Origin of the sequence: Asanoa ishikariensis (assembly GCF_900107455.1) — a bacterium.
Lineage (GTDB): Bacteria > Actinomycetota > Actinomycetes > Mycobacteriales > Micromonosporaceae > Asanoa > Asanoa ishikariensis.
In genome coordinates this window covers 597,551-621,530 of record NZ_FNQB01000002.1, presented here as the reverse complement: position 1 = coordinate 621,530, position 23,980 = coordinate 597,551, and the positions used below count along the sequence as shown (strand labels likewise).

The 23,980-nt window shown below is 70.9% G+C and carries 26 protein-coding genes; 12 read left to right on the top strand and 14 right to left on the bottom strand.

Annotation, left to right across the window (positions count from 1 at the left end; all coding sequences use genetic code 11):
* Positions 1-14 precede the first annotated feature (14 nt).
* The 5 genes from BLV39_RS17205 to BLV39_RS17185 are packed head-to-tail and all read right to left on the bottom strand — an operon-like array spanning position 15 to position 4,807.
* A complete protein-coding gene (locus tag BLV39_RS17205; RefSeq protein WP_090793144.1) occupies positions 15-1,472 on the bottom strand; it encodes a benzaldehyde dehydrogenase in 1,458 nt (485 codons plus the stop codon).
* The gene (locus tag BLV39_RS17200) at positions 1,469-2,257 is read right to left on the bottom strand and encodes an ABC transporter ATP-binding protein (protein WP_090797453.1); all 789 of its coding nucleotides are present in this window, start codon (positions 2,255-2,257) and stop codon (positions 1,469-1,471) included. The genes BLV39_RS17205 and BLV39_RS17200 overlap by 4 nt, the downstream gene beginning before the upstream one ends.
* Positions 2,257-3,030 carry an ABC transporter permease gene (locus BLV39_RS17195; RefSeq protein ID WP_090793139.1) on the bottom strand — a complete coding sequence of 258 codons (774 nt, stop codon included), beginning with the start codon at positions 3,028-3,030 and terminating at the stop codon, positions 2,257-2,259. Before BLV39_RS17195 ends, BLV39_RS17200 begins: the two co-directional genes overlap by 1 nt.
* A complete protein-coding gene (locus tag BLV39_RS17190) occupies positions 3,027-3,845 on the bottom strand; it encodes an ABC transporter permease (RefSeq protein WP_090793136.1) in 819 nt (272 codons plus the stop codon). Before BLV39_RS17190 ends, BLV39_RS17195 begins: the two co-directional genes overlap by 4 nt.
* Entirely contained in the window at positions 3,845-4,807 is a 963-nt protein-coding gene (locus BLV39_RS17185) for an ABC transporter substrate-binding protein (RefSeq protein WP_090793133.1), read from the bottom strand. Before BLV39_RS17185 ends, BLV39_RS17190 begins: the two co-directional genes overlap by 1 nt.
* Before the next feature lie 187 nt (positions 4,808-4,994).
* On the opposite strand from BLV39_RS17185, the gene BLV39_RS17180 reads away from it, so the two are divergent.
* From BLV39_RS17180 to BLV39_RS17145, 8 genes are all read left to right on the top strand, one after another.
* Positions 4,995-5,798, top strand: coding sequence for a CoA transferase subunit A (locus BLV39_RS17180; protein WP_090793130.1), 804 nt, complete (start codon positions 4,995-4,997; stop codon positions 5,796-5,798).
* Entirely contained in the window at positions 5,795-6,568 is a 774-nt protein-coding gene (locus tag BLV39_RS17175; RefSeq protein ID WP_090793126.1) for a CoA-transferase subunit beta, read from the top strand. The genes BLV39_RS17180 and BLV39_RS17175 overlap by 4 nt, the downstream gene beginning before the upstream one ends.
* Positions 6,561-7,277 (top strand): protocatechuate 3,4-dioxygenase subunit beta, encoded by a 717-nt coding sequence (gene pcaH, locus BLV39_RS17170; protein ID WP_090793123.1) that lies wholly within the window; start codon positions 6,561-6,563, stop codon positions 7,275-7,277. Before BLV39_RS17175 ends, pcaH begins: the two co-directional genes overlap by 8 nt.
* On the top strand, positions 7,274-7,822 hold the full coding sequence (gene pcaG / locus BLV39_RS17165; protein ID WP_090793119.1) for a protocatechuate 3,4-dioxygenase subunit alpha: 549 nt from the start codon (positions 7,274-7,276) through the stop codon (positions 7,820-7,822). Before pcaH ends, pcaG begins: the two co-directional genes overlap by 4 nt.
* Positions 7,797-8,975, top strand: a complete 1,179-nt coding sequence (locus BLV39_RS17160; RefSeq protein ID WP_090793115.1) for a lyase family protein — start codon at positions 7,797-7,799, stop codon at positions 8,973-8,975. The genes pcaG and BLV39_RS17160 overlap by 26 nt, the downstream gene beginning before the upstream one ends.
* Entirely contained in the window at positions 8,968-9,357 is a 390-nt protein-coding gene (locus BLV39_RS17155; protein WP_090793112.1) for a carboxymuconolactone decarboxylase family protein, read from the top strand. Before BLV39_RS17160 ends, BLV39_RS17155 begins: the two co-directional genes overlap by 8 nt.
* On the top strand, positions 9,354-10,148 hold the full coding sequence (locus BLV39_RS17150) for an IclR family transcriptional regulator domain-containing protein (protein ID WP_090793109.1): 795 nt from the start codon (positions 9,354-9,356) through the stop codon (positions 10,146-10,148). Before BLV39_RS17155 ends, BLV39_RS17150 begins: the two co-directional genes overlap by 4 nt.
* A gap of 79 nt (positions 10,149-10,227) precedes the next feature.
* Complete coding sequence (locus BLV39_RS17145; RefSeq protein ID WP_090793106.1) at positions 10,228-10,653, top strand: YciI family protein; 426 nt, start codon at positions 10,228-10,230, stop codon at positions 10,651-10,653.
* Here BLV39_RS17145 and BLV39_RS17140 read toward each other — a convergent pair.
* Complete coding sequence (locus BLV39_RS17140) at positions 10,634-11,881, bottom strand: RNA polymerase sigma factor (RefSeq protein ID WP_090793103.1); 1,248 nt, start codon at positions 11,879-11,881, stop codon at positions 10,634-10,636. The two genes, BLV39_RS17145 and BLV39_RS17140, sit on opposite strands and share 20 nt — an antisense overlap.
* A gap of 61 nt (positions 11,882-11,942) precedes the next feature.
* On the opposite strand from BLV39_RS17140, the gene BLV39_RS17135 reads away from it, so the two are divergent.
* The 3 genes from BLV39_RS17135 to BLV39_RS17125 all read left to right on the top strand — a co-directional run bounded on the left by BLV39_RS17135 (position 11,943) and on the right by BLV39_RS17125 (position 14,097).
* Positions 11,943-12,389 carry a hypothetical protein gene (locus BLV39_RS17135; RefSeq protein WP_143049793.1) on the top strand — a complete coding sequence of 149 codons (447 nt, stop codon included), beginning with the start codon at positions 11,943-11,945 and terminating at the stop codon, positions 12,387-12,389.
* Between the two features lie 332 nt (positions 12,390-12,721).
* A complete protein-coding gene (locus tag BLV39_RS17130; RefSeq protein ID WP_090793096.1) occupies positions 12,722-13,387 on the top strand; it encodes a GntR family transcriptional regulator in 666 nt (221 codons plus the stop codon).
* Between the two features lie 44 nt (positions 13,388-13,431).
* Positions 13,432-14,097: a GntR family transcriptional regulator gene (locus BLV39_RS17125; RefSeq protein ID WP_176984952.1), complete on the top strand. Its 666-nt coding sequence runs from the start codon at positions 13,432-13,434 to the stop codon at positions 14,095-14,097.
* Between the two features lie 8 nt (positions 14,098-14,105).
* Here BLV39_RS17125 and BLV39_RS17120 read toward each other — a convergent pair whose 3' ends face one another.
* Genes BLV39_RS17120 through BLV39_RS17105 form a run of 4 tightly spaced genes read right to left on the bottom strand, consistent with a single transcriptional unit; the run spans position 14,106 to position 18,951 of the window.
* Entirely contained in the window at positions 14,106-14,981 is an 876-nt protein-coding gene (locus BLV39_RS17120; RefSeq protein WP_090793091.1) for a potassium-transporting ATPase subunit C, read from the bottom strand.
* Positions 14,981-17,146 (bottom strand): potassium-transporting ATPase subunit KdpB, encoded by a 2,166-nt coding sequence (gene kdpB / locus BLV39_RS17115; RefSeq protein WP_090797451.1) that lies wholly within the window; start codon positions 17,144-17,146, stop codon positions 14,981-14,983. Before kdpB ends, BLV39_RS17120 begins: the two co-directional genes overlap by 1 nt.
* A 60-nt stretch (positions 17,147-17,206) precedes the next feature.
* Positions 17,207-18,862: a potassium-transporting ATPase subunit KdpA gene (gene kdpA / locus BLV39_RS17110; RefSeq protein ID WP_176984951.1), complete on the bottom strand. Its 1,656-nt coding sequence runs from the start codon at positions 18,860-18,862 to the stop codon at positions 17,207-17,209.
* Positions 18,862-18,951 (bottom strand): potassium-transporting ATPase subunit F, encoded by a 90-nt coding sequence (locus tag BLV39_RS17105; RefSeq protein WP_090793088.1) that lies wholly within the window; start codon positions 18,949-18,951, stop codon positions 18,862-18,864. The genes kdpA and BLV39_RS17105 overlap by 1 nt, the downstream gene beginning before the upstream one ends.
* A gap of 199 nt (positions 18,952-19,150) precedes the next feature.
* Here BLV39_RS17105 and BLV39_RS17100 point away from each other — a divergent pair, with 199 nt between their 5' ends.
* Positions 19,151-19,762 carry a pyridoxamine 5'-phosphate oxidase family protein gene (locus tag BLV39_RS17100; RefSeq protein WP_090793084.1) on the top strand — a complete coding sequence of 204 codons (612 nt, stop codon included), beginning with the start codon at positions 19,151-19,153 and terminating at the stop codon, positions 19,760-19,762.
* Here BLV39_RS17100 and BLV39_RS17095 read toward each other — a convergent pair.
* From BLV39_RS17095 to BLV39_RS17080, 4 genes are all read right to left on the bottom strand, one after another.
* Positions 19,759-20,988, bottom strand: a complete 1,230-nt coding sequence (locus BLV39_RS17095; RefSeq protein ID WP_090793081.1) for an alanine--tRNA ligase-related protein — start codon at positions 20,986-20,988, stop codon at positions 19,759-19,761. The two genes, BLV39_RS17100 and BLV39_RS17095, sit on opposite strands and share 4 nt — an antisense overlap.
* Positions 20,989-21,202: 214 nt before the next feature.
* Complete coding sequence (locus BLV39_RS17090; RefSeq protein WP_090793079.1) at positions 21,203-21,931, bottom strand: aminotransferase class IV; 729 nt, start codon at positions 21,929-21,931, stop codon at positions 21,203-21,205.
* 88 nt (positions 21,932-22,019) lie between these two features.
* Complete coding sequence (locus tag BLV39_RS17085) at positions 22,020-23,012, bottom strand: S1 family peptidase (RefSeq protein WP_090797446.1); 993 nt, start codon at positions 23,010-23,012, stop codon at positions 22,020-22,022.
* A gap of 203 nt (positions 23,013-23,215) precedes the next feature.
* A complete protein-coding gene (locus tag BLV39_RS17080) occupies positions 23,216-23,980 on the bottom strand; it encodes an enoyl-CoA hydratase/isomerase family protein (protein WP_090793076.1) in 765 nt (254 codons plus the stop codon).

Below are 23,980 nucleotides of genomic sequence, written 5' to 3'. Positions count from 1 at the left end.
TCTGCACCTCTCGATCAGAACGGGTAGGCCGGGATATCCCCGCGCAGCGTGATCCAGCGCTGCTCGGTGAACGCGTCGAGGTTGCCGGCACCGCCGAACCTGGCGCCGGTGCCCGAGTCGAGGACACCGCCGAACGGCGCCACCGCCTCGTCGTTGACGGTCTGGTCGTTGATGTGGACGATCCCGCTCGGGATCCGCTCGGCGAGCGCCAGACCGCGCATCGCGTCGCCGGTCAGGATGCTCAGCGAAAGGGCGTAGGGCGAGTCGGCGGCGAGCGCGGCCGCCTCGTCGACGGTGCTGAACCGGACCACGGGGGCGACCGGGCCAAAGACCTCTTCCGCGTACGCCGGCATGTCCGTGCGCACCTGGTCGAGCACCGTCGGCCGGTAGAAGAGCCCTTCGTACTTGCCGCCCGCGACCAGCCGCGCGCCGGCGTCGACGGTCGCGTTGACCAGCGCGTGCACCTTGTCGCGCTGGCCCTCGTCGACCAGCGGCCCGAGCGCGACCTGGCCGGTGAACGGGTCACCGACCGGCAGGTGGTCGGCGTGCTCGGCGAGCGCGGCCACGTAGTCGTCGGCGATCCGCTCGTGCACCAGGTGCCGTCCCGCGGTCATGCAGATCTGGCCCTGGTGCAGGAACGAACCCCAGGCACCGGCGGAGACCGCCCGGTCCAGGTCGGCGTCGTCGAGCACGACCAGCGCCGAGTTGCCGCCCAGCTCCAGGTGGACCCGCTTGAGGTGGCGCGCGGCGAGCTCGGCGACCCGCCGGCCGGTCGCGCTGGACCCGGTGAACGAGACCACCCGCACCAAGGGCTCGGTGACCAACGCGGAGCCCGCCTCGGCACCGCCGGGGAGCACGTGCAGCAGACCCGGCGGCAAGCCGGCTTCGGCGAACACCCGGGCGATCGCGAACCCGCCGCTGACCGGGGTGCGTAGGTCCGGCTTGAGCACCACGGCGTTGCCCAGCGCGAGCGCCGGCGCCACCGAGCGGATGGACAGGATCAGCGGCACGTTGAACGGCGAGATCACCCCGACCACGCCGACGGGTACGCGCTTGATCAGGCTCAGCCGCGGCTGGTTGCTCTGCAAGATCTCGCCGGCCGGTCGATGGGCCAGCCCGGCCGCCTCGTAGCACTCCTGGGTCGCGACGCCGACCGCGAAGTCGCCCAGGCCGGGCACGGCACCGGTCTCCCGGACCACCCAGTCCCGCAGCTCGGCCGCGTTGGCCTCGATCAGCGCGCCGGCCCGGCGCAGCACGGCCGCGCGCTCCTCGAACGAGGTGGCCGCCCAGGCCCGTTGCGCGGCGGCAGCCTGGGCCGCGGAGCCGGCCACGTCACCGGCGTCGGCCACGCCGGTGCGGCCGAGCGAGCCGCCGGTCGCCTTCTCCACGATCTGCGCCGACCCGCCCGACGGCGTGGACCAGTCGCCCGTGAACACCTTGCCGTCCCACAGCTCTGGGTCGAAGAACGTCATGCTGGTGCTCCTTCCGAAGCGGGTGCCTTCACCTTCTGGATCCGGGCGTAAACCTGGCCGCGCAGCTCGGTGAACCGAGGGTCGGCCCGGGTGGTGAGCTGGTCGCGCTCGGCGGGCAGGTCGATGGTCAGGTCCTGCGCCACAGTGGTCGGCGACGCGGACAGCACGATCACCCGCTGGCCGAGGTAGACCGCCTCGTCGATGTCGTGCGTGACGAACAGCAACGTGACGCCGAACTGTTTCCACACCGAGCGGACCAGGTCCTCGAGGTCGGCCCGGGTCTGCGCGTCGACGGCCGCGAACGGCTCGTCCATCAGCAGCACGCGCGGCTGGTACGCGATGGCCCGGGCGATGGCCACCCGCTGCTGCATGCCACCGGAGAGCTGCCACGGATAGGCACTGTGCGCGTCGGCCAGCCCGACCGCCGCGAGCGCCTCCGTCGCCAGTTCGCGGCGCTCGGCGCGGGCCATGCCCTGTGCCTTGAGCGGCAGCTCGACGTTCTCCCGCACCCGCAGCCAGGGGAACAGGCTGCGCCCGTACTCCTGGAAGACGACCGCGAGGCCCGGCGGCGGCGCGGTGACCGGCGTGTCCTGCACCCGGACCTCGCCGGAGGTGGCCGGCAGGAGGCCGGCCATCACTCGCAGCAAGGTGGTCTTGCCGCAGCCGGACGGGCCGACCACACAGGCGAACTGGCCCTCCGGCACGGAGAACGTCAGGTCGCCGACCGCGGTCACCCGCCGGCCGTGGCCGTCGTACACCTTGTGCAGGTTCTTGACCTCGAGCATCACCACTCCCGTTGTCCCGCTCGTTGGCCGTGGTACCAGCCGAGCAGCGACCGCTCGGCCAGTCTGAACAGCAGGGAGAGCACGATGCCGATCACGCCGAGCAGGAGCACGCCGCTCCACATCTCGGGGATCTGGAAACCCCGCTGGAACTGCAGAACCGTGAAGCCGAGGCCCTCGTTGGCGGCCATCATCTCGCTGATCACCATCAGGATGATGGCCAGCGGAAGGGCCTGCCGGGCACCGGTCATGATCTGTGGGCTGGCCGCGCGCAGCACCAGGTGGCGCAGGCGCAGCGACCCGGTGATGCCGTAGCTGCGGCAGGTGTCGCTGAGCACCTCGTCGCGGCCGCGGACGCCCTCGATGGTGTTGAGCAGCACCGGCCAGACGCAGCCGAACACGATCACCAGGATCTTGGTGCGGTCGCCGATGCCGGACAGCAGGATGGCGACCGGCACGAGCACCGGCGGCGGGAACGCGCGCAGGAACTCGAGCACCGGCTCCAGCAGCGACCGCACCGAGCGGAAGGTGCCGATCAGCACGCCGAGCGCGACGCCGACCAGCACCGCGAGCAGGTAGCCGACGACCAGCCGCCACAGCGACGGGAACACCTGTTGCTGGAACATCTCCCAGGTCCAGGTCTGCCCGAACGCGTCCACGATGGACGACAGGGAAGGTCGGTAGAAGTCCTCGCTGCCGGCCGAGCCGAACCACCACGCGGCGAGCAGGAGGACCGGGAGACCGATCAGCAGGACCGCGCGCTGGAGGTATCTCATGCCACCGTCACCTCCTCGGCCCGCGTCGACGGGTGCCAGGACAGCACCTTGCGCTCGACCAGGCGGGTGAGCAGGTTGGCCAGCACACCGAGGATTCCGGTGACCACGATCAGCGCGTACACGGTGCGCACCGCATTGCTCTGCTGCGCGTTGTCGATCTCCTTGCCGATCCCGGGCGAGCCGATGACCAGCTCGCCGGTGATGGTCAGGATCAGCGCGACCGACGCCGCCAGGCGGAAGCCGGTGATCACGTAGGGCAAAGCCGTCGGCCAGACCACGTAGCGCACCCGGGCCCAGGGGCTCAGCCGGAACGCGAGCGCGGTGTCGCGGGCGACCGGGTCGACGTCGGCGACGCCGTGCACCACCTGGATCAGCATCTGCCAGAACGCGGCGTAGACGACGAGCACGAGAGTCGACTTGACGGTCGGTCCGTAGAGCACGATCACCAGCGGGATCAGGGCGACCGAGGGAATCGGCCGGAGGAACTCGATGGTCGTCGCGGTCGCCGCGCGCACGATCGGCAGCGAGCCGAGCAGCACGCCGATGACGATGCCGGCCACCATCGCGATGGCCAGCCCGATGGCCCAGGTGCGCAGGGTCTGCAGCAGCGCCGTCCAGAACGAGGACTCGCCGAACTGCTCGCCCAGGGCGACCAGGATCTGGCTGGTCGGCGGCGCGAAGTCGATCGGCACGACGCCGATCCGCGGCGCCACCTCGAGCGCCACCGCGAACCCGAACAGGCCCAGCACGCCCAGAGTGACCGACCGGAACCGCCGGCCGGTCACTCGGGACGTGCGCGCCGCGACAGCGACCATCAGGGAAGCAGCCCCGCGACGTCCGGCTTCTCAGTGAGCAGCCCGTCGGTGACCGCGGCCTGGGCCAGCGCGTCGATCGACGCGGTGTTGATGTCCGAGGGCCACTTGGGCAGCGTCATCTTCGCCCGCACGGGCTCCTCGATCTTGGTGTACGTGCCGATGATGTCGCGCACCTCGTCGCCGTGTGCGTCGGCGTAGGCCAGCGACTCCTTCATCGCCTCGGTGAACCGCTTGACCAGGTCGGGGTTCTCACCGATCAGCTTGGTCGAGGTGAAGTACATCGCGACGGTCAGGTTCGGCGCCGCGTCGACGTAGCTGGAGGCGATCTTCTTCATCCCGGCGGCGATCGCGGCCTGCTGGAACGGCTCGACGACGAAGATGGCGTCGACCCGGCCCGCCTGCAAGGCGCCGACCTGCTCCGGGAACGGAAGCTCGGTGAACTTGACCTGGCTCGGGTCGCCGCCGTCCTTCTTCACCGAGGCACGCACGCTGGTGTCCACGATGTTCTTCAGCGTGTTGGCCGCGACGGTCTTGCCGACCAGGTCCTTCGGCGACGCGATGCCGCTGTCCGGCTTGACGTACAGGCCGGCGAAGTCGTCGGCCACGCCGGTCGAGTTGTTGCCGTTGCAGACCACCTTGAGCGGTGCGTTCTTCGACTTGCCCAGCAACAGGGAGACGGCGTTGCTGAAGCCGAACTGGTATTCGCCGGAGAGCACGGCGGGCACGATCGCGGCGCCGCCCTGTGCGGTGGTCAGCGTCAGATCGATGTCGCGCTTGCTGAAGAAGCCCTTCTCCTTGCCGAGGTAGATGGGCGCGACATCGAGGATCGCGATGACGCCGGCGTTGACCTTGTCGGGCGCGGCGGAGCCACCGGCCGCCGGTGTGTCGTCGGACGAGTCACCGCAGGCGGCTGTGGCGAGCAGCGCCACGGCGGTGACGAGAGCGAGCAAGGGGCGTCGCATCGGAACTCCATCCACGTCAGGGGTGAGCGGAGAGGGCAAGTGTTCGGATAGCGCACAGATGTACAACGGGAAACCTAGAACCGTGCCGTACTAGAAGTCAATGCTTGTCATTATTGACGCTCATGGCGTGTGGTTCCTAGGCTGGCTGCTGAACTATTGTTCGTATAGCGCACAGACTGGGAGCCGCATGGCCGAACTCGTCAGCCTCGCCGAGGGTGTGGCGGAGCTGGTCCACGACGGGGACGCGGTCGCGTTGGAGGGCTTCACACACCTCATCCCCGTGGCGGCCGGCCAGGAGATCATCAGGCAGGGGCGCCGCGACCTGACGCTCATCCGGATGACTCCCGACATCGTCTACGACCAACTCATCGGCGCGGGTTGCGCGGCACGCCTGGTGTTCTCGTGGGGCGGCAACCCCGGTGTCGGCTCGCTGCACCGGTTTCGCGACGCGGTCGAGAACGCCTGGCCCCGGCCGATCGAGATCGAGGAACACAGCCACGCCGGCATGGCCAACCGCTACGTCGCCGGCGCGTCCGGGCTGCCGTTCGCGGTGCTGCGCGGTTACGTCGGCACCGACATCGCCAAGCACACCAAGACGATCGCGACGATCACCTGCCCGTTCACGGGTGAGGCGCTGACCGCGGTCGCCGCACTCAACCCGGACGTCGCCGTGATCCACGCACAGCGCGCCGACCGGCGTGGCAACGTGCAGCTATGGGGGATCACCGGCGTGCAGAAGGAAGCGGTCCTGGCCGCCTCCCGGTCGCTGGTCACCGTCGAGGAGCTCGTCGACGAGCTCGAGCCGCAGCCGGGCGCGGTGGTCCTGCCGGGCTGGGTGGTCACCGCGGTGGCACACGTGCCGCGCGGCGCGCACCCGTCCTACGCACAGGGCTACTACGACCGCGACAACGACTACTACCAGTCCTGGGATCCGATCAGCCGGGACCGCGAGACGTTCGGACGCTGGCTCGACGAGGTGACCGCCGCATGAGCGCGTGGACCGCCGACGAGATGATGACCGTCACCGCCGCGCGCTCGCTGGCCGGCCGCGCCTCGTGCTTCGTCGGCATCGGGCTGCCCAGCACCGCGGCGAACCTGGCCCGCCGCACGTGCTCCCCCGACCTGGCACTGATCTACGAGTCGGGTGCGATCGGCGCCAAGCCGACCACGCTGCCACTGTCCATCGGGGATGGTGAGCTTGGCGAGACCGCGGACGCCGTGGTCAGTGTCCCGGAGATCTTCAACTACTGGCTCCAGCCCGGCCGGGTCGACGTCGGGTTCCTGGGTGCCGCGCAGGTCGACCGGCGCGGCAACATCAACACCACGGTGATCGGCGACTACCGCTCCCCGGCCGTCCGGTTGCCGGGTGCGGGCGGTGCTCCCGAGATCGCCGCCTCCTGCCGCGAGACCGTCGTGGTCGTCCGGCACCGCCCGCGTACCCTCGTCGACCGCCTGGAGTTCGTCACCTCACTCGGCTTCGGCGACGGTCCCGGCCACCGGGCGGCGCTCGGCCTGCGCGGGCGCGGCCCGATCCGGCTGATCACCGACCTCGGCGTGCTCGAACCCGACCCGGAGACCTGCGAGCTGACCCTGACCAGCATCCACCCCGGCGTGGCTGTCGACGCGGTCCGCGCGGCCACCGGCTGGCCACTCACGGTCCGCGCCGACCTGCGGGTCACGGAAGAACCCACCGCCGCGGAGCTCACCGCGCTGCGATCACTGACGACGAGGTCGTCGACGAGAGGAGGCGGCGTTGCCTGACTGGAAGCCACCTGCGCCCTATCGGAGCTACGCGCCGGACGAGCAACCCCCGCTCACGTCGCCGGAATACGGCTCGACCCGGCTGCGCAGCCCACGCCAGCCGTTGGTGGCGCTGCCGCAAGGGCTGACCGAGCTCACCGGCCCCGTGCTCGGCACCGATCGGGTCGGCCCGCTCGACCACGACCTGACCCGCCAGCACGACGGCGAGCCGCAGGGCGAGCGGATCGAGGTGTTCGGCCGGGTGCTCGACGGCGACGGCCGACCGGTCCGGGACACGCTCGTCGAGGTCTGGCAGACCAACGCCGCAGGGCGCTACCTGCACGCGGGAGACCGGCACCCGGCCCCGCTCGACCCCAACTTCACCGGCGCGGGGCGGGCCATGACCGACGGCGAGGGCCGCTACCGGTTCGTCACGATCAAGCCCGGCGCGTACCCGTGGCGCAACCACCACAACGCCTGGCGCCCGGCGCACATCCACTTCTCGCTGTTCGGCCACGCGTTCACCCAGCGCCTGGTCACCCAGATGTACTTCCCGAACGATCCGCTCTTCGTCCAGGACCCGATCTTCAACTCGGTCCGGGACCCCGCCGCCCGGCAGCGCCTCGTCGCCGCGTTCGACCTCGACGCCACGACGCCCGAATGGTCGCTCGCCTACCGCTTCGACATCGTGCTGCGCGGCCGCGAAGCCACCCCGATGGAGGACGCATGACAACTCCTTCGCAGACGGTCGGGCCGTTCTTCGGGCTCGGGCTGCCCTGGCCGGACGGGCCGTACGCGGTGGCCGAGGACCTGCCGGGCGCGTTCTGGCTGCGCGGCGTGGTCCTCGACGGTGCCGGTGAGCCCGTGCCGGACGCGCTGATCGAGATCTGGCAGGCCGATCCGGCCGGCCGCTTCGACCACCCCGACGACCCGCGCGGCCCGGTCGCCACCGCCGGCTTTCGCGGGTTCGCCCGGTGCCCGACCGACACCGACGGGCGCTACGCGATCCGGACGGTACGGCCAGGTCCCGTCCCCGGGCCGGACGGCACCCTCCAGGCGCCACACATCGACGTCAGCGTGCTGGCCCGCGGGCTGCTCGACCGGCTGGTCACCCGGGTCTACTTCCCCGACGAGGCGGCCAACGCCGACGACCTGGTGCTCGGCCGGGTCGACCCGGTCCGGCGGTCGACGCTGGTCGCGAAGGAGACCGACGACGGGTACTCCTTCGACATCACCATGCAGGGCGACCATGAGACCGTCTTCTTCACCTTCTGAGGGCCTGTTCGCGGGCATCCTCGAGCGCGGCGCGGTGCCGGCCGCCGTCGCCGACGAGGCCTGGGTGCGGGCGATGCTGTCGGTGGAATCCGCGCTGGCCGCCGCGAACGCCGGAGCCGGCGTGATCCCGGTGGCGGCGGGCGAGGCGATCGTCGCGGCCTGCGCCGACCTCGCACCCGACCCGGCCGCACTGGGCGCCGCCGCGGCGGCGCACGCGACCCCGGTCGTGCCGCTGGTCACCGCGATCCGAGCGGCGGTGCCTCCCGAGGTGCGCGAGCACGTGCACGCCGGCGCGACCAGCCAGGACGTGCTCGACACGGCGGCCATGCTGGTCACCCGCCGGGCGCTGGCGGCCCTGTTGTCCGACCTGGACGCGGCCGCCGACGCCGCCGCAGTGCTGGCCGCCGCACACCGGGACACCGTGCTGATCGGCCGGACCCTGCTGCAACAGGCGGTGCCGACCACCTTCGGTCTCACCGCGGCCGGTTGGCTGACCGGACTCGACGCCGCCGCTCTCGACCTACGAGGTTTCACGCCGACGGCACAACTCGGCGGCGCGGCCGGCACGCTCGCCGGTCTCGGGCCGGCCGGCCCGGCGGTGCTCGCCGACTTCGCGCGCCGGCTGGACCTGGCCGCCCCGGACCTGCCGTGGCACACCGAACGCGGCCGGATCGGCCGGCTGGCCGGCTCCCTCGGTGTCGCGGCCGGCGCGCTCGGCAAGCCCGCCCGCGACGTCACGCTGCTCGCGCAGGGCGAGGTCGGCGAGGTCGCGGAGGACGCGCCCGGCGGCTCCAGCGCGATGGCGCACAAGCACAACCCGGTGGCCGCGATCAGCACGCTGGCCGCCACCGCGCAGGCGCCCGGCCTGGTCGCCACGCTGCTGGCCAGCGCGGTGCAGGAGCACCAACGCGGCGCCGGCGGCTGGCAGGCCGAGTGGCGGCCGCTGCGCGAGCTGCTGGTCACCGTCGGGTCGGCGGCCGCCTGGCTGCGTACCTGCCTGTCGGGTCTGGTCGTGCACCCGGATGTGATGCGCGCCAACCTCGACCGGGCCGGTTGGCCGACCGAACGCGGTGCCACCGACCCTGTCGGCAGTGCCGGCCACTTTGTCGATCTCGCGCTGGCCAGACATTCCTCCCGGAGGACAGATGGTTGACGACGGTGCCGAGGTGCGTCGGGCCGTGCTCGGCGACGCCCACGTCGACCGGGCGGCCGCGGCCGCCACCGCGTTCAACGCGCCCTGGCAGGAGCACGTGACCGCGCACGCCTGGGGCGCCGTGTGGACCCGGCCCGGGCTGGACCGGCGCACTCGTTGCCTGGTCACCATCGCGCTGCTGGCCAGTCAGCACGCCACCGCCGAGCTGGCCATGCACGTCCGCGCGGCGATCGGCCAGGGTGTCACTCCTACGGAGATCCGAGAGGTGTTGCTGCACACCGCGGTTTACGCTGGTGCGCCGGCGGCGAACACCGCGTTCGCGACCGCCCAGCGGGTGCTCGACGAGCTAGGCATCGAACTCGGCATCGAGGAGGCGTCGTGACCGCGGTGCGCTCGACCGATTTCGTGCAGTCGCTCGAACGCGGGCTGGCGGTGATCCGGGCCTTCGACCGCACGCACTCCGAGCTCACCCTCAGCGAGGTCGCGGCGACCACCGGGGTCACCCGGGCCGCCGCCCGCCGCTTCCTGCTCACCCTGATGGACCTCGGCTACGTGCGCACCGACGGCCGGCTCTTCTCGCTGACCCCGCGGGTGCTCGAGCTCGGTTACGCGTACCTGTCGAGCCTGTCCCTGCCCGAGGTCGCCGAGGTGCACCTGGAGGCGCTGGTCGCCGAGGTCAACGAGTCGTCGTCGGTGTCGGTCCTGGACGGCCCCGACGTGGTCTACGTGGCCCGGGTGCCCACCTCACGGATCATGACGGTGACCATCAACGTGGGCACCCGGTTCCCGGCGTACGCCACCTCGATGGGCCGGGTCCTGCTCGCCGGGCTGCCCGACGACGAGCTGGCGTCCTACCTCGACGCCGTGTCCATCGACCGGCTCACCGCCCGCACGATCGGCGGGGTCGGTGCACTGCGGACAGAGCTGGCCCGGGTACGCGCCCAGGGCTGGGCGCTGGTCGACCAGGAGCTGGAGGAGGGCCTGCGCGCGGTGGCGGCACCGATCCGCGACCGCGCCGGCCGCACGGTCGCGGCCGTCAACGTCTCCACCGCCGCCAGCCGCACGACCCTGGAGGCGATCCGCCGCGACCTGGTGCCGCCGCTGCTCGCCGCCGCCGCCCGCATCTCCGCCGACCTCCCGGCGACCCCGCGCAGCGAAAGACGGATCAGTTAGCCCTGCCTGTCGAAACGCGGGCGGCCTGTTCGACGCGTTGGTGTCGGTCAGAATGGCCGCGACGGATGGGAGACATGCGATGCGCTTCATGCTGCTGCTCAAGGGTGACCCGCCGCCCGGTGCGATGCCGCCGGCCCACCTGGTCCAGGCGATGCACGACTACGACAGTGAGCTCGCCAAGGCCGGCGTGCTGCTCGCGGCCGAGGGGCTCTGGGACAGCTCGCAGGGCGCCCGGGTGATCTACGCCAAGGGCGAGCGGACCGTCGTCGACGGGCCGTTCACCGAGGCCAAGGAGCTGGTCGCCGGCTTCTACCTGATCGACGTCAAGTCGCCGGAGGAGGCGATCGAGTGGGCGCGGCGCTGCCCGATCGACGCCGCGATCCCGCCCGGCTCCGACTGGGAGGCGGTGATCGAAGTCCGCAAAGTCGCCGAGCCGACCGAGATCACCACGATTACCGAGGAGCAGGCCGCCCACGCCGAGCAGTTCAGGTTGGGCCGGTCTTAGCTCGCCCCTCCAGCAGGGCCCGCTCGGCGGCGTTGCCGGTCAGCGCCGCGGCCCGGGTGAACTCCGCCCTGGCCTCGGCGTCCCGGCCGAGCTTGACCAGCAGGTCACCGCGCACGGCGGGCAGCAGGTGATAGGTCGGCAGCAGGCCGGCCGCGACGATCGCGTCCACCAGCGCGAGACCCGCGGCGGGCCCGTCGGCCATGCCGACCGCGACGGCCCGGTTCAGCTCGACCACCGCCGAGCGGGCCAGCGGGGCGAGCGCGTCGTACAGCGCGGCGATCAGCTTCCAGTCGGTCTCGTCGGCGGTGCGGGCCCGGGCGTGGCAGGCGGCGATCGCGGCCTGCAACGCGTACGGCCCGGGGGTGCCGCCGATCTTGTCGACCTGGGCGAGGGCGGCCAGCCCGCGCCCGATGAGCAGGTGGTCCCAGCGCGCCCGGTCCTGGTCGAGCAACCGCACCGCCGCGCCGCCCTCCCCGACCCTGGCCCGCAGCCGGGACGCCTGGATCTCCATGAGCGCCACGAGCCCGTGCACCTCGGACTCGCCCGGCATCAGGCCGGCGAGTATCCGGCCGAGCCGGAGGGCGTCGTCGCACAGGGCGGGACGTACCCAATCGTCGCCCGCGGTCGCCGCGTAGCCCTCGTTGAAGATCAGATAGGTCACCTCGAGTACGGAGGCCAGCCGCGCCGGCCGCTCGTGCGGCTCGGGCACCTCGAACGGCACGCCCGCGTCGGCCAGAGCCCGCTTCGCCCGCACGATCCGCTGCGCCACGGTCGACTCGGAGACGAGAAACGCCCGCGCGATCTCCGGCGTGGTCAGCCCGCCGAGCAGCCGCAGAGTGAGCGCGACCCGGGCCTCGGGCGCGAGCACCGGATGGCAGGAGACGAACACCAACCGCAGCAGGTCGTCCTCGATCCGGTCGGGGTCGACGTCGACCTCGAACGTGTCGTCGTGCACCCGGCCGAGCTCCTGGAGCTTGCGGGCGTAACGCTCGTTGCGCCGGACCAGGTCGATCGCGCGACGCTTGGACACGGCCATCAACCAGGCGCCGGGGTTGCTCGGGATCCCATCCGCGGGCCACTGCTCGAGGGCGGCGACCAGGGCGTCCTGCGCTAGCTCCTCGGCCACGCCGACATCGCGCATCATCCCGGCAAGCCCGGCGACCAGGCGCGGCGACTCGATCCGCCAGACGGCCTCGACCGTACGACGGACCTCACTCTCGGACGGCACGCGCTAAACCTATCGGGCGCGTTGTTGCATATCTCTGGCAACAACCGCCAGGATGCAACACGTGACGATCGTCGAGGTGGTCCTGCTGTCGGCCGCTGACGGAGCGCTGCGCTTTCGCACGGTGTCGGACCGGCTGCCGGCCGGCGTACACCCGGATGATCTGGCCCTGCACCTGTCTGGCCTGACCCTGTGCACCCCCGGCGCGACCCTCCACTCGACTAGCTGGCGCTTCGCCTCGGAGTCGGTGGTCCTGACGTACGCGGCGCTGCCCGACCCGACCCCGACGACCACCGCGCCGCTGTCGCCCGACCGCATGGTCACCGGCCGCGCCGCCCTGGCACCATCGCCGCCCGACGTCGACACGGACGCCGTTGCCGCGCACGCCGCCCGCCATCTGGCCCTCCTCACGGTCACGGACCCGGTGGTAGCGGCCGCGGCGAGCGCCCAGCCCGACCTCTGGGACCTGCTGACCAAACTCCCCACAGGCCTCGCGGGCGCCCTCCGCTAGCCAGCGGACGAGGGCTCGGCCCGACGACGCTTTGCTCTGCACCCATATACGCAACACCCCGCGCGGAGGTGGTGCGTAGGTGGGTGCAGAGCAAAGGCTCCACAGCGGACCAGCCCACGCAAGCCGGTTACCGACATTGTGCGCAGCCATACACCAACGAACGGAAAGTGGCCTATTGGTATAACCTGCTTGGCAAATCGATGGTCACCACAACCCCGCATCGGCGCGGTGTTGGGTGACGAGGACGCACGGCAGCGGGCGCAGGTCGGCCACCGACCCGCAGATACTGCACAATGTATTGTGCCTGATGCCTCACCCCGAAGGAGCAGGTCGTGGAGGCGCAGCTCATCCCCGGTGAACGGCGCACCGCTCACCAGATGGTCCGCGACTCGCTGCGCAGGGCGATCCTCGACGGCACCCTTCCCGCGGGCTCCCGTCTGGTCCAGGCCGACATCGCGGCGCGGTTGCGGGTCAGCACCACGCCCGTCCGCGAGGCGCTGCGTGACCTCGCGTCCGAAGGGCTCATCCGGCTCGACGCGCACCGGGGCGCGGTGGTGCGCGAGACCAGCCTCGACGAGGTACGCGAGATCTACCTGATCCGCCGTCTGCTCGAACCCGAGGCGGTCAAGGGAGCCGTCCAGGAGATGGGTCCCGACCTGCTTGCCAGGTTGGAGCGGCTGCAGGCCGAACTGGACGACGCGCGCGAGCCGGGGCGCTGGGTCGCCCTCAACCGCGAGTTCCACCGCGTGCTCAACAGCGCGTCCGGGCTGGACCGGCTCGCCGAGATCCTCAACCACCTCGACGACAACGCCGCCGTGTACGTCAACATGGCTCTGCGGGCCACCGATGCCGACCATCTCGACAGCGGCAACGAGCACCACCAGCGGCTGCTCGAAGCCTGCCGGGACCGCGACGGCGAGCGGGCGGCGAAGCTGGTGGTCGAGCACCTCCAGCAGACGCTGACCACGGTCGAGCGGGCCGTCACAAGCCTGCGGTAGTACACAACCGACCCTGCAATGTGCAGGGTTGTAGGGTCTTCGGTGTGCTTGACGGGCTCGACCTCGCCAAACTGGCGCCCGCGCCACACCGGAGGACCGCGCACGAACTGGTCCGCGACACTCTACGCCGCGCGATCTTCAGCGGGGTGCTGACCGGCGGCACTCACCTGGGGCAGGCCGAGATCGCCACCCAGCTCGCGGTCAGCACGACCCCGGTCCGCGAGGCACTGCGCGACCTCGCCGCCGACGGGCTGATCCGGATCGACCCGCACCGCGGCGCCGTCGTGCACGACCTGGACCACGACGACCTGCGCGAGATCTACGAGATCCGCTCGGCCCTCGAACCGCTGGCGATCCGGCGGGCGGCCCGGCACATCACGGCCGACGAGCTGGCTGCGGCCGGCGACCTGCTGGACCGGATGGCCCGGGAGACGGACCCGGCCGCTTGGTTGGAGTTGAACTGGGCGTTCCACGCTCTGCTCGGTCGGGCGTCTCGCTCACCGCGCCTCTTCTCCCTGGTCACGAGCGCACAGGGCAGCACCGCCCGGTACGTCGGCGAATCGATGAAAACCCACCCCGACCGGCTCGCCGAGGCCACCGTGGAGCACCGCGCCCTGGTCGACGCCCTGGCCGGACACGACGGCGACACCTGCGCGAAGCTGGTCACCGCTCACCTCCAGCACACGCTGGAGCTCCTGCTCGCGCCCTGACCGGTCCATCAACGCACCGGGAAGTCTTGGTCGAGAGCCAGGTTCAGGCGGACCACGTTGACCCGCTTCGCGCCCATGAAGCCCAGCGACCGTCCCGCCGTGTTGTCGTCGACCAGGCGCTGGATCGCCGCCTCGGTCGCGCCCCGTTCGCGCGCCACCCGGGGCAGTTGGAGCTGCGCGTACGCCGGGGTGATGTGCGGGTCCAGCCCCGACCCGCTGGCCGTCACCGCGTCGGACGGCACAGCCGGGGTTCGCGGCGCGGAGCCCCGCACCGGCGTCAGCACTCCCCCGCTGTAGTCCTCACCCGGCACCGCGCTCTCCACCCGCACGCCTTCGAAAGAAGCGAGGAAGGGCTGCGCCGGTTGGGCCTCGTTGACGCTGACCACCCGCGTCGCCGGCCCGGTCAGCCCGTCGCGCCGGAACACCCGAAGCACCGCGCCGACCCCGTCCGAGGTGCAGAACGGGCGCGCGCCGGAGACGCCGTTGAGCGCGCCGACCGACAGGCTGCGCGCGCAGACCTGCGTGAGCAGCGACTGCGTGCCCTCGTCGCCTCCGACCGGCAGCACGTCTTCGATGCTCTCGGGCCCGAGGTTGCTGGCCGAACTGGCGGTCGGGTCGTAGCCGTCACCGGCGGCGGACGGGCGGCTCTGGAAGTAGCGCGGTATCCCGTTGCCGTCGTCGTCGACAAAGCTCTGCCCGATGAGCTTGCTGCCGACCCGCTGCGATCCGGACGTGACGAACGAACCCTCGGCGCGGGAGTGGAGCCCGGGCAACAGACCGATCCCGACGAGCAGCAAGGGGTACGCGATGCCGAGCACGACGGTGAAGACGAGCACCGCCCGGAACGCCGCGATGTGCTGGCCGAGCCAGTTGGGTAGGCGCATCAGGAGATCCCCGGGATGAACTGGACGATGGCGATGTCGAGAACCTTGATGCCGGCGAACGGTGCGACGATCCCGCCCAGCCCGTAGATCAGCAGGTTGCGGCCCAGCAGGGACGACGCGCTGCTCGGCCGGTACCGCACGCCGCGCAGTGCCAGCGGGATCAGCACGACGATGATCAGTGCGTTGAAGATGATCGCCGAGGTGATGGCGGACGCCGGGGAGCTGAGCCGCATGATGTTGAGGCCGTCGAGGCTCGGGTAGACCGCCGCGAACATGGCCGGGATGATCGCGAAGTACTTCGCGATGTCGTTGGCGATCGAGAACGTGGTCAGCGCACCCCGGGTGATCAGCAACTGCTTGCCGATCTCGACGATCTCGATGAGCTTCGTCGGGTCCGAGTCCAGGTCGACCATGTTGCCGGCCTCCTTGGCGGCAGACGTCCCCGTGTTCATCGAGACACCGACGTCGGCCTGGGCCAGCGCTGGCGCGTCGTTGGTGCCGTCGCCAGTCATGGCGACCAGCCGGCCACCCTCCTGCTCGCGCCGGATCAGTGCCAGCTTGTCCTCGGGCTTCGCCTCGGCGAGGAAGTCGTCGACCCCCGCTTCCTCGGCGATCGCCCGCGCCGTCAGCGGGTTGTCGCCGGTGATCATGATGGTGCGGATGCCCATCCGGCGCATCGCGTCGAACCGCTCGCGCATCCCGGACTTGACCACGTCCTTGAGGTGCACGACGCCGAGTGCGCGGGCCGGTTGGCCGTCCGTGTGTTCGGCGACCACCAGCGGGGTGCCGCCGGTCGCCGAGATGCCGTCGACCACCCCGCCGACCTCCTCGGTCGGGTGCCCGCCGTTCTCCCGCACCCAGCGCATCACCGCCGCCGCCGCGCCCTTGCGGATCCGCCGGGCCGGTGCGCCGCCCTCGCCGGCCAGGTCCACACCGGACATCCGGGTCTCGGCGGTGAACGGCACGAACTCGGCGGACCGGATGACGCCCTCGTCCCGCGCGCGCAGCCCGTGCTCGTTCTTGGCCAGCACCACGATCGACCGGCCCTCCGGCGTCTGGTCGGCCAGGCTGGACAACTGGGCCGCGTCCGCGAGCTCACCCGCCGCGACGCCACCGATCGGCAGGAACTCGGTCGCCTGGCGGTTGCCGAGGGTGATGGTGCCGGTCTTGTCGAGCAGCAGCGTGTTGACGTCGCCGGCCGCCTCGACCGCGCGGCCCGACGTCGCCAGCACGTTGCGCTGGACGAGGCGGTCCATGCCGGCGATGCCGATGGCCGAGAGCAGCGCACCGATCGTGGTCGGTATCAGCGCGATGAGCAGCGAGACCAGCACGATCCCGGTCACGCCGTGCTCGTTGATGACCAACGTGTTGGGCGCCGCGCCCTGGAACGCCTTCGAGAAGATCGCTACCGGCTGGAGTGTGATCACGGCGAGCAGGAAGATGATGCTCAGCGCGGCCAGCAGGATGTTGAGCGCGATCTCGTTGGGCGTCTTCTGGCGCGACGCGCCCTCGACCAGGCTGATCATCCGGTCGATGAAGCTCTCACCGGGCTTCTGCGTGATCTTGACGACGATCCGGTCCGAGAGCACCCGCGTGCCGCCGGTGACCGCGCTGCGGTCGCCGCCGGACTCCCGGATGACCGGGGCCGACTCGCCGGTGATCGCCGACTCGTCGACGCTGGCCACACCCTCGACCACGTCACCGTCGCCGGGGATCACCTGGCCGGCCTCGACGACCACGACGTCGTTCTGGCGCAGCTCGACGGCGTCGACCGTCTCCTCGCGCGGCGACGCCTGGCCGGGCGCCCAGTCGACCAGCCGCCGGGCGACCGTCTCCTGCCGGGCCCGGCGCAGCGTGGCCGCCTGCGCCTTGCCTCGGCCCTCGGCCACCGCCTCGGCCAGGTTCGCGAAGATCACTGTCAACCAGAGCCAGACGGTGATCAGCCAGGCGAAGGTCGAGGAGTCCTGAATGGCCAACGCGGTGGTGAAGAGCGCCCCGAGCTCCACGATGAACATCACGGGGTTGCGCCAGAGCGTCGTCGGGTTGAGCTTGCGCAGCGCGTCCGGCAGCGACTTCCAGAGCTGCCGCGGGTCGAGCAGCCCACCACCGATCCGCCCAGGCTCCGACGCCGGAGGCGCCGGCACCGCCGGAGCCGCCGCCGTCATGGCCGCCTCCCACACGAGGCCCCGTACGCCGGCGTCATCTTCAGCTCGGTCATCGTTGCCTCACAACCCCTCGGCCAGCGGGCCGAGTGCGAGGACGGGCAGGAAGGTCAGCGCGATCAGGATGATCACCACGCCGACCACCAGGCCGATGAACAGCGGCCGGTGGGTGGGCAGCGTGCCGGCCGACGCGGGCACCGGGCGTTGCCGGGCCAGGGAGCCGGCCAGCGCGAGCACGAACACCATCGGCAGGAAACGGCCGACCACCATGCACAGGCCGGTCGCGGTGTCCCACCACTGGTCGTTGACGGTGATGCCCGCGAACGCCGAGCCGTTGTTGTTGGCGGCCGAGGTGAACGCGTACAACACCTCGGAGAAGCCGTGCGGGCCGACGTTGAGCATCGTGTCCTTGTTCTTGGTGGCCATCGCGGTGGCCATGCCGATCAGCACGACCGCCGGGGTGATCAGGAAGTAGAGCGAGGCGAACTTGATCTCGCGAGCGGAGATCTTCTTGCCGAGATACTCCGGCGTACGACCGACCATCAGCCCGGCGACGAAAACGGTGATGATGGCGAGCATCAGCAGGCCGTAGAGCCCGGAGCCGACACCGCCGGGCGCGACCTCGCCGAGCATCATGTTGACCATCGGGACCATGCCGCCCAGGGCCGTGTACGAGTCGAAGAACGAGTTGACCGCACCGGTCGAGGTGAGCGTCGTGGCCGCGCCGAACGTCGCCGAGTCCGAGATGCCGAAGCGCACCTCCTTGCCCTCGAAGGCCGCGTTCACCGCGTGCGGCACCGTGCCGTTGGCCAGCAGCTCGAACGTGTTCACGAGGATCACGCTGGCCACCGCGAGGATGGCCATGACCGCGAGGATCGCGTGGCCCTGGCGCTTGTCGCCGACCATCCGGCCGAACACCCGGGGCATCGCGAACGGGATCAGCAGGATCAGGAAGATCTCGATCCAGTTGGTCCACGGCGTCGGGTTCTCGAACGGGTGCGCGCTGTTGGCGTTGTAGAACCCGCCGCCGTTGGTGCCGAGCTCCTTGATCGCCTCTTGGCTGGCCACCGGCCCGCCGGGGATGTGCTGGGTGGCGCCGGCCAGCGTGTTGACGTCGGTGCCGCCGGAGAGGTTCTGCACCACGCCACCGGCGATCAGCACGATCGCCCCGACGATCGCCACCGGCAGCAGCACCCGCAGGGTGATCCGGGTCAGGTCCACCCAGAAGTTGCCGAGCGCCTGGGTACGGCTGCGGGCGAAACCGCGCACCAGCGCCACGGAGACGGCGATGCCGACCGCGGCCGAGACGAAGTTCTGCACGGCGAGCCCAGACATCTGCACCAGGTGGCCGAGCGTCGACTCACCCGCGTACGACTGCCAGTTGGTGTTGGTCACGAAGCTGGCCGCGGTGTTCCAGCCCTGGTGCGGCGACATCCCCGGGAAGCCCAGGGAGAGTGGCAGCTTGCTCTGCAAGCGGGTGAAGCCGTAGAGGAACAGCAGTGAGAGCAGGGAGAAGGCGAACACGCTGCGGGCGTACACCGGCCAGCTCTGCTCGCCGGCGGGGTTGACCCCGACCAGCCGGTAGAGCAGCCGCTCCACCGCCGAGTGCCGGGTGCCGGTCACCACCCGGTAGACGTAGTCGCCGAAGTAGCGGTAGGCGAGCGCGACGAACAGCACGAGCGACAGCACGAAGAAGACGCCGGCGATCGTCGTCGACATCAGAAGCGCTCCGGGAAGATCAGCGCCAGGACCAGGAAGACGATCACCAGAAAGCCGATGATCAAGCCCGCCAGGTTGATCGCGTTCACAGGCGCTCGACCTGGCGCACGATGATGGCCAGCGCCACGAAGAGGGCGATCGTGATCAGGATGTACGCCGCGTCTTGCACCGCTGCCCCCAAACCGGATGAAAACCTCTTCTCATATGAAACAGTTCCGAAACCGGTCGGGGGGAGCTTTGCCGCAATCGCATAGGGTCGGCAGCGGAGTCGACCCATGGGGAGGGCGAATGACCGCGGTTACGTCGCACGAACAACTCCGGGCGCTGCTCGGCCAACCGGGCAAGCGCGTGCTCGAGAAGGACCGCAAGGAACTGCACCAGCGTGACCGCGACTGGCTCGCCGCGTCGCCGTTCGTCCTGCTGGCGACGTCCGGTGCGGACGGCACCTGCGACGTCTCGCCGAAGGGCGACCCGGCCGGCTTCGCGCTGGTGCTCGACGACACGACCATCGCGATACCGGAGCGGCCGGGCAACAAGCGCGCCGACGGGTTCCACAACATCATCGACAACCCGCACGTGGGGCTGATCTTCCTGATCCCGGGCCGCGACGACACGCTGCGGATCAACGGGCGGGCGACCATCCTGTCCGACGCGCCCTGGTTCGACGACATGGTCGTCAAGGGACACCGGCCGGTGTTCGCCCTGCGGGTCGAGATCGAACAGATCTTCTACCACTGCGCGAAGGCGTTCCTGCGCTCCGAGCTGTGGAAGCCGGAGACCTGGCAGCCCGACGTGCTCCCCCGCCGCGCCGTGCTGATCAAGGAGGTCGAGCGGCCGGCCGAGACCCTCGCGGAGCTCGACCGGCACTACGGCCCGGACTACGCCAAGAACATCTACTAGCGGCCCGACGCGCGGCTGCGCTCGCGGTGCTCGCGCATCAGAGCATCGAACCCGTCGGTGTCGACGGACACTCCGGACTCCCGCGCGATCTCAACGGTGAGATCGACGGGGAAGCCGTAGGTGTCGTGCAGCTTGAACACCGTCTCCCCGCGCAACGGGCCGCGCGCGAGCTCCGTGTCGAGCAGCCGGCTCCCCGCCCGCAGGGTGCGCCGGAACGACCGCTCCTCGCGCTCGACGACCTCGCGCGACCCGCTTGGCACCTCGGTCACGCTGTCCGCGACCTGGCCGAGCACCGGGTCGTCGACGCCGAGCAGCACGAGTCGACGCACCGCCCGGCGCAGCAGCCGCCGCACGACGTAGCCCCGGCCCTCGTTGCCGGGCCGCACTCCGGTCGCGATCAGCCGCACCGCGGTGCGCACGTGGTCGGTGACCAGGCGATGCGCGCCCGGCTCGTCGTCGCGGCCGGTCGCCTCGCGCACCGCGAGCAGCGTTGGACGGACCAGGTCGGTCTCCTGGATGTTGCCGACGCCCTGGAGGACCATCGCCAGCCGGTCGCGGCCCAACCCGGTGTCGATGTGCCGGCCGGGCAGGTCGCCGAGAATCTCGTCGTCCGACTCGCCGCGCTGGTACTGCATGAACACCAGGTTCCAGAGCTCGACGAAGCGCTCGCTGTCGACCGCCGGTCCGCCGTCGCGACCGACCGACGGCCCACGGTCGTAGAAGATCTCCGACGTCGGGCCGCTCGGCCCGGGCACACCCATGCTCCAGAAGTTGTCGTCGGGCCCGAGCGGTTGGATGCGCTCCGCGGGCACGCCGAGGCCGCGCCAGAGGTCGACACTCTCCTCGTCGCCTCGCAGCACGGTGCACCAGAGGCGGTCGCGCTCCAACCCGAAGCCGGACGTGAGCAGGTCCAGCGCGTACGCCATCGCCTCTTGCTTGAAATAGTCGCCGAACGCGAAGTTGCCGAGCATCTCGAACGTGGTCGCGTGCCGGTCGGTCAGGCCGATCCGGTCGATGTCGACGGTGCGTACGCACGGCTGCGCCGTCGTCGCCCGTGGCTGGGGTGGCCGGCGCAGGCCGAGGAAGTAGGGCTTGAACTGGACCATGCCCGCGTTGGTGAACAGCAGGTCGCGCTCGTCGGGCACGAGCGGGCCTGGCGACAGCTCGACATGGTCGAGGCCGCGGAAGTAGTCGAGGAACGTGGATCGAATCTGCTCGGAGCGCATGGTTTCGCCGTTTCGGTGACAGGCCGGCGCGCTCACGAGCCCAGAACGGGCTCCTCACCGCGAAACGTCGCGAACGCGTGGGTCGGTCGAGCGGACACGTCGAGCCGGCACCGAGGATCAGGCGAGGACGAAGACCTCGACGATCGGCTCGACGCGGCTAGCTCGCCGCACACCTACGCGCATGTCTCAATGATGCCAGAGACGGGCAACCCGTTTAGATCAGATCCCAGGGTACGGAGGTGAAGAGCGCGTCGAGGCCGGCCATCAGGGTCGGGTCGGGCTGGCAGGGAATGTCGTCGATCGATGCCACTGCGGTGTGGCCGATCGAGTTGGCCAGGAACGCGCCGCGGAAACCGTCGACGTCGGCCAGCGTGATCCGCTGCCGGGTGGTCGGGCGGTGCTGCTCGATCAACCGCATCGCGGTGCCGTGCAGCCAGGGCGGGGTCGGCCAGACCACCGCACCGTCGGCGGCGAAGAACCCGATGTTGGCCACCGACGTCTCGGAGATCTCCCCGTCGCCGGCGGTGAGCAGCGCGTCGTCGTAGTCGTCGACACGGACCCGACGGGCCCACTCCGCCTGCGCGAAACCGCCGAGGTGCTTGAGGTGGGCGAACGGGCGCAGGTACGGCACCGACCGCAGGCGCAGCGGGCCGGACATCGGTGGGGTGGGCGGCGCGACCGACACCGCCACCTTGCCGGGCTCGCGGACGATGACCCGGACGGCGGCGTCCGCGTCGCCGGCCAGCGCGTGCCGCAGCAGGTCACGGACGCGATCCGGGTCGAGCCGCTCGCCGAACAGCTCCTGGTTGGCGGCGTCGAGCCGCTCAAGATGGTTGGGCAGGCCCTGCACGCCGGCGCCGCGTACCTGCATCGCGGTGAAGTGGCCATAGGTCGTGACGAGCTCCGCGGGGGCCGCCGGACGGCCGTTCACCTCGATACGCACCGGACCATGGTCGCGCGACGGCCCCCGGCTCGGGGTCCGGGGGCCGTCGGGGTCCGCGAGAGGTGCGGACTCAGAGAGGGTTAGGTGGTTACCAGACCGAGACGCCGTAGGCGTTCAGGGCCTCGACGACCGGCTGGAAGTAGGTCGTGCCGCCGCTGGTGCAGTTGCCGCTGCCGCCGGAGGTCAGGCCCAGGGCGGAGGTGCCGCGGTAGAGCGGGCCGCCGCTGTCGCCCGGCTGGGCGCAGACGCTGGTGCGGATCATGCCGGAGACCGAACCCTGCGGGTAGTTGACGGTCGAGTTGAGACCGAGCACCTGGCCGCTGCGTGTGCCGGTGGTGCTGCCACGACGGTTCACCGTCTCACCCACGGAGGGGGTGCGGGCGCCGGTGATGTCCTGGCTGCCGACCGTGCCGGAGATCGTGACCGACGTGGTGGTGTAGCGGACGATGCCGTAGTCGTTGCCCGGGAAGCTGGTGCCCGCGCGGGTGCCGAGGGTCTGGCTGCCGTTCGTCCACGTCGAACCGGCGTTGGTGCAGTGGCCGGCCGTCAGGAAGTAGTTGGTCGAGCCGGACCGCACGTTGAAGCCGAGCGAGCAGCGGGAGCCGCCGGTGTAGATGGCGTCGCCGCCGGAGATGTTCAGGCTCAGCTTGCCGGCCATGGTCTCGATCCGGGCCCCGCCCTTGCTGGCGATGACCGCGCTGCGCAGTGCCGCCAGTTTGGTGCCGGTGACAGTGCTGTCGACCTCGACCACGACCTGGTTGGTCACCGGGTCGACGGAGTAGGTCGTGCCGACCACACCCGTGTTCAGGCGAGTGCTGAGGCCGCTCAGTTCGGCCGCGCTGCGCGCGACGATGCGGGCCTGGCCGCCGGCGGCCTTGACCTTGGCCGCGGCCGCGGCGTTGGTGACCGTGACGATGGTGGCGCCGGACGAGTCGACGTACGTGCCAGCGGAACTGTCGGAGCCGAGTGACTCGGCCAGGGTGACGGCGGCGTCCAGGGCCAGCGGGGTCTGCGCCGCTTGAGCCGGTGAAACGCCGAGGAATGCTCCCGCCACCAGGGTTGTGGCTGTGGCGGACAGCATGACGCGTCGGGTGATGCTCACTGATCCTCCCGGGGGATGTGGACCGGCCGGTTGGTCGATCCGGAGGCGTCGATCTGTCGATATGTTTCCAGTCGAATAGACGGTCGTCAACGCTTAGCGGACGACCGTTCCTGACCATTAGGTCGACGTCATATCACCGGAATAATGGAACTCGTCATTGGCGAGAATAAATGCGCTCCAGATCAGGGATGCCAGGAAAAATTAGCCCTGCGGCGCTCGAGGAAGGCGGCCGCGCCCTCCACGACGTCACCGGCGCGGAGCATCTCGGCCTGCCAGTAGGCGTCGCGCTCGGCCGACGGGCGACCGGCCACCGCGAGGTCGATCGTCTCCTTGGCCGCCGCGATCGACAGCCGGGACCGCTCGGCGATCGTGTCGACCAGCCGGGAAACGTGGGCGTCCAGGTCGTCGGCCGCCACCACCTCGTCGACGAGACCGATCGCAGCGGCCCGGAAAGCGTCGATCTGGTCCGCCGTGAACAGCAGCCATTTCGCCCGTGCCGGGCCGACGAGACCGAGCAGCCGGCGGGTGGTCGGGCCGGGGTAGGCGATGCCGAGCCGGGCCGGCGGCACCGCGAACCGGGCGTCCTCCGCGGCGATACGCAGGTCGCAGGCGACCGCGAGCTGGCAGCCGCCACCGACACAGTGGCCGCGTACCCGGGCGATGGTCGGCATCGGAAACGCCGCGAGCCGCTCCTCCGCGCGGGTCGGCGGGCTGTCCGCGCCCACGAGATCGCCGACACCCGTGAGGTCCGCTCCGGCGCTGAACGTGTCGCCGGCGCCGGTGAGCACCAGCGCGCGCACCGCGGGCTCGGCGGCGGCCCGCTCCAGCAGTTCGGGCAGGCGGTGCCACATCGCGGGGGTCAACGCGTTGCGCCGGCGGGGGTTGCCGATGGTGATGGTCGCGGTGTGTCCGGTGACGGTGAGCTCGACCGTGCCTTCGTCTTTCAC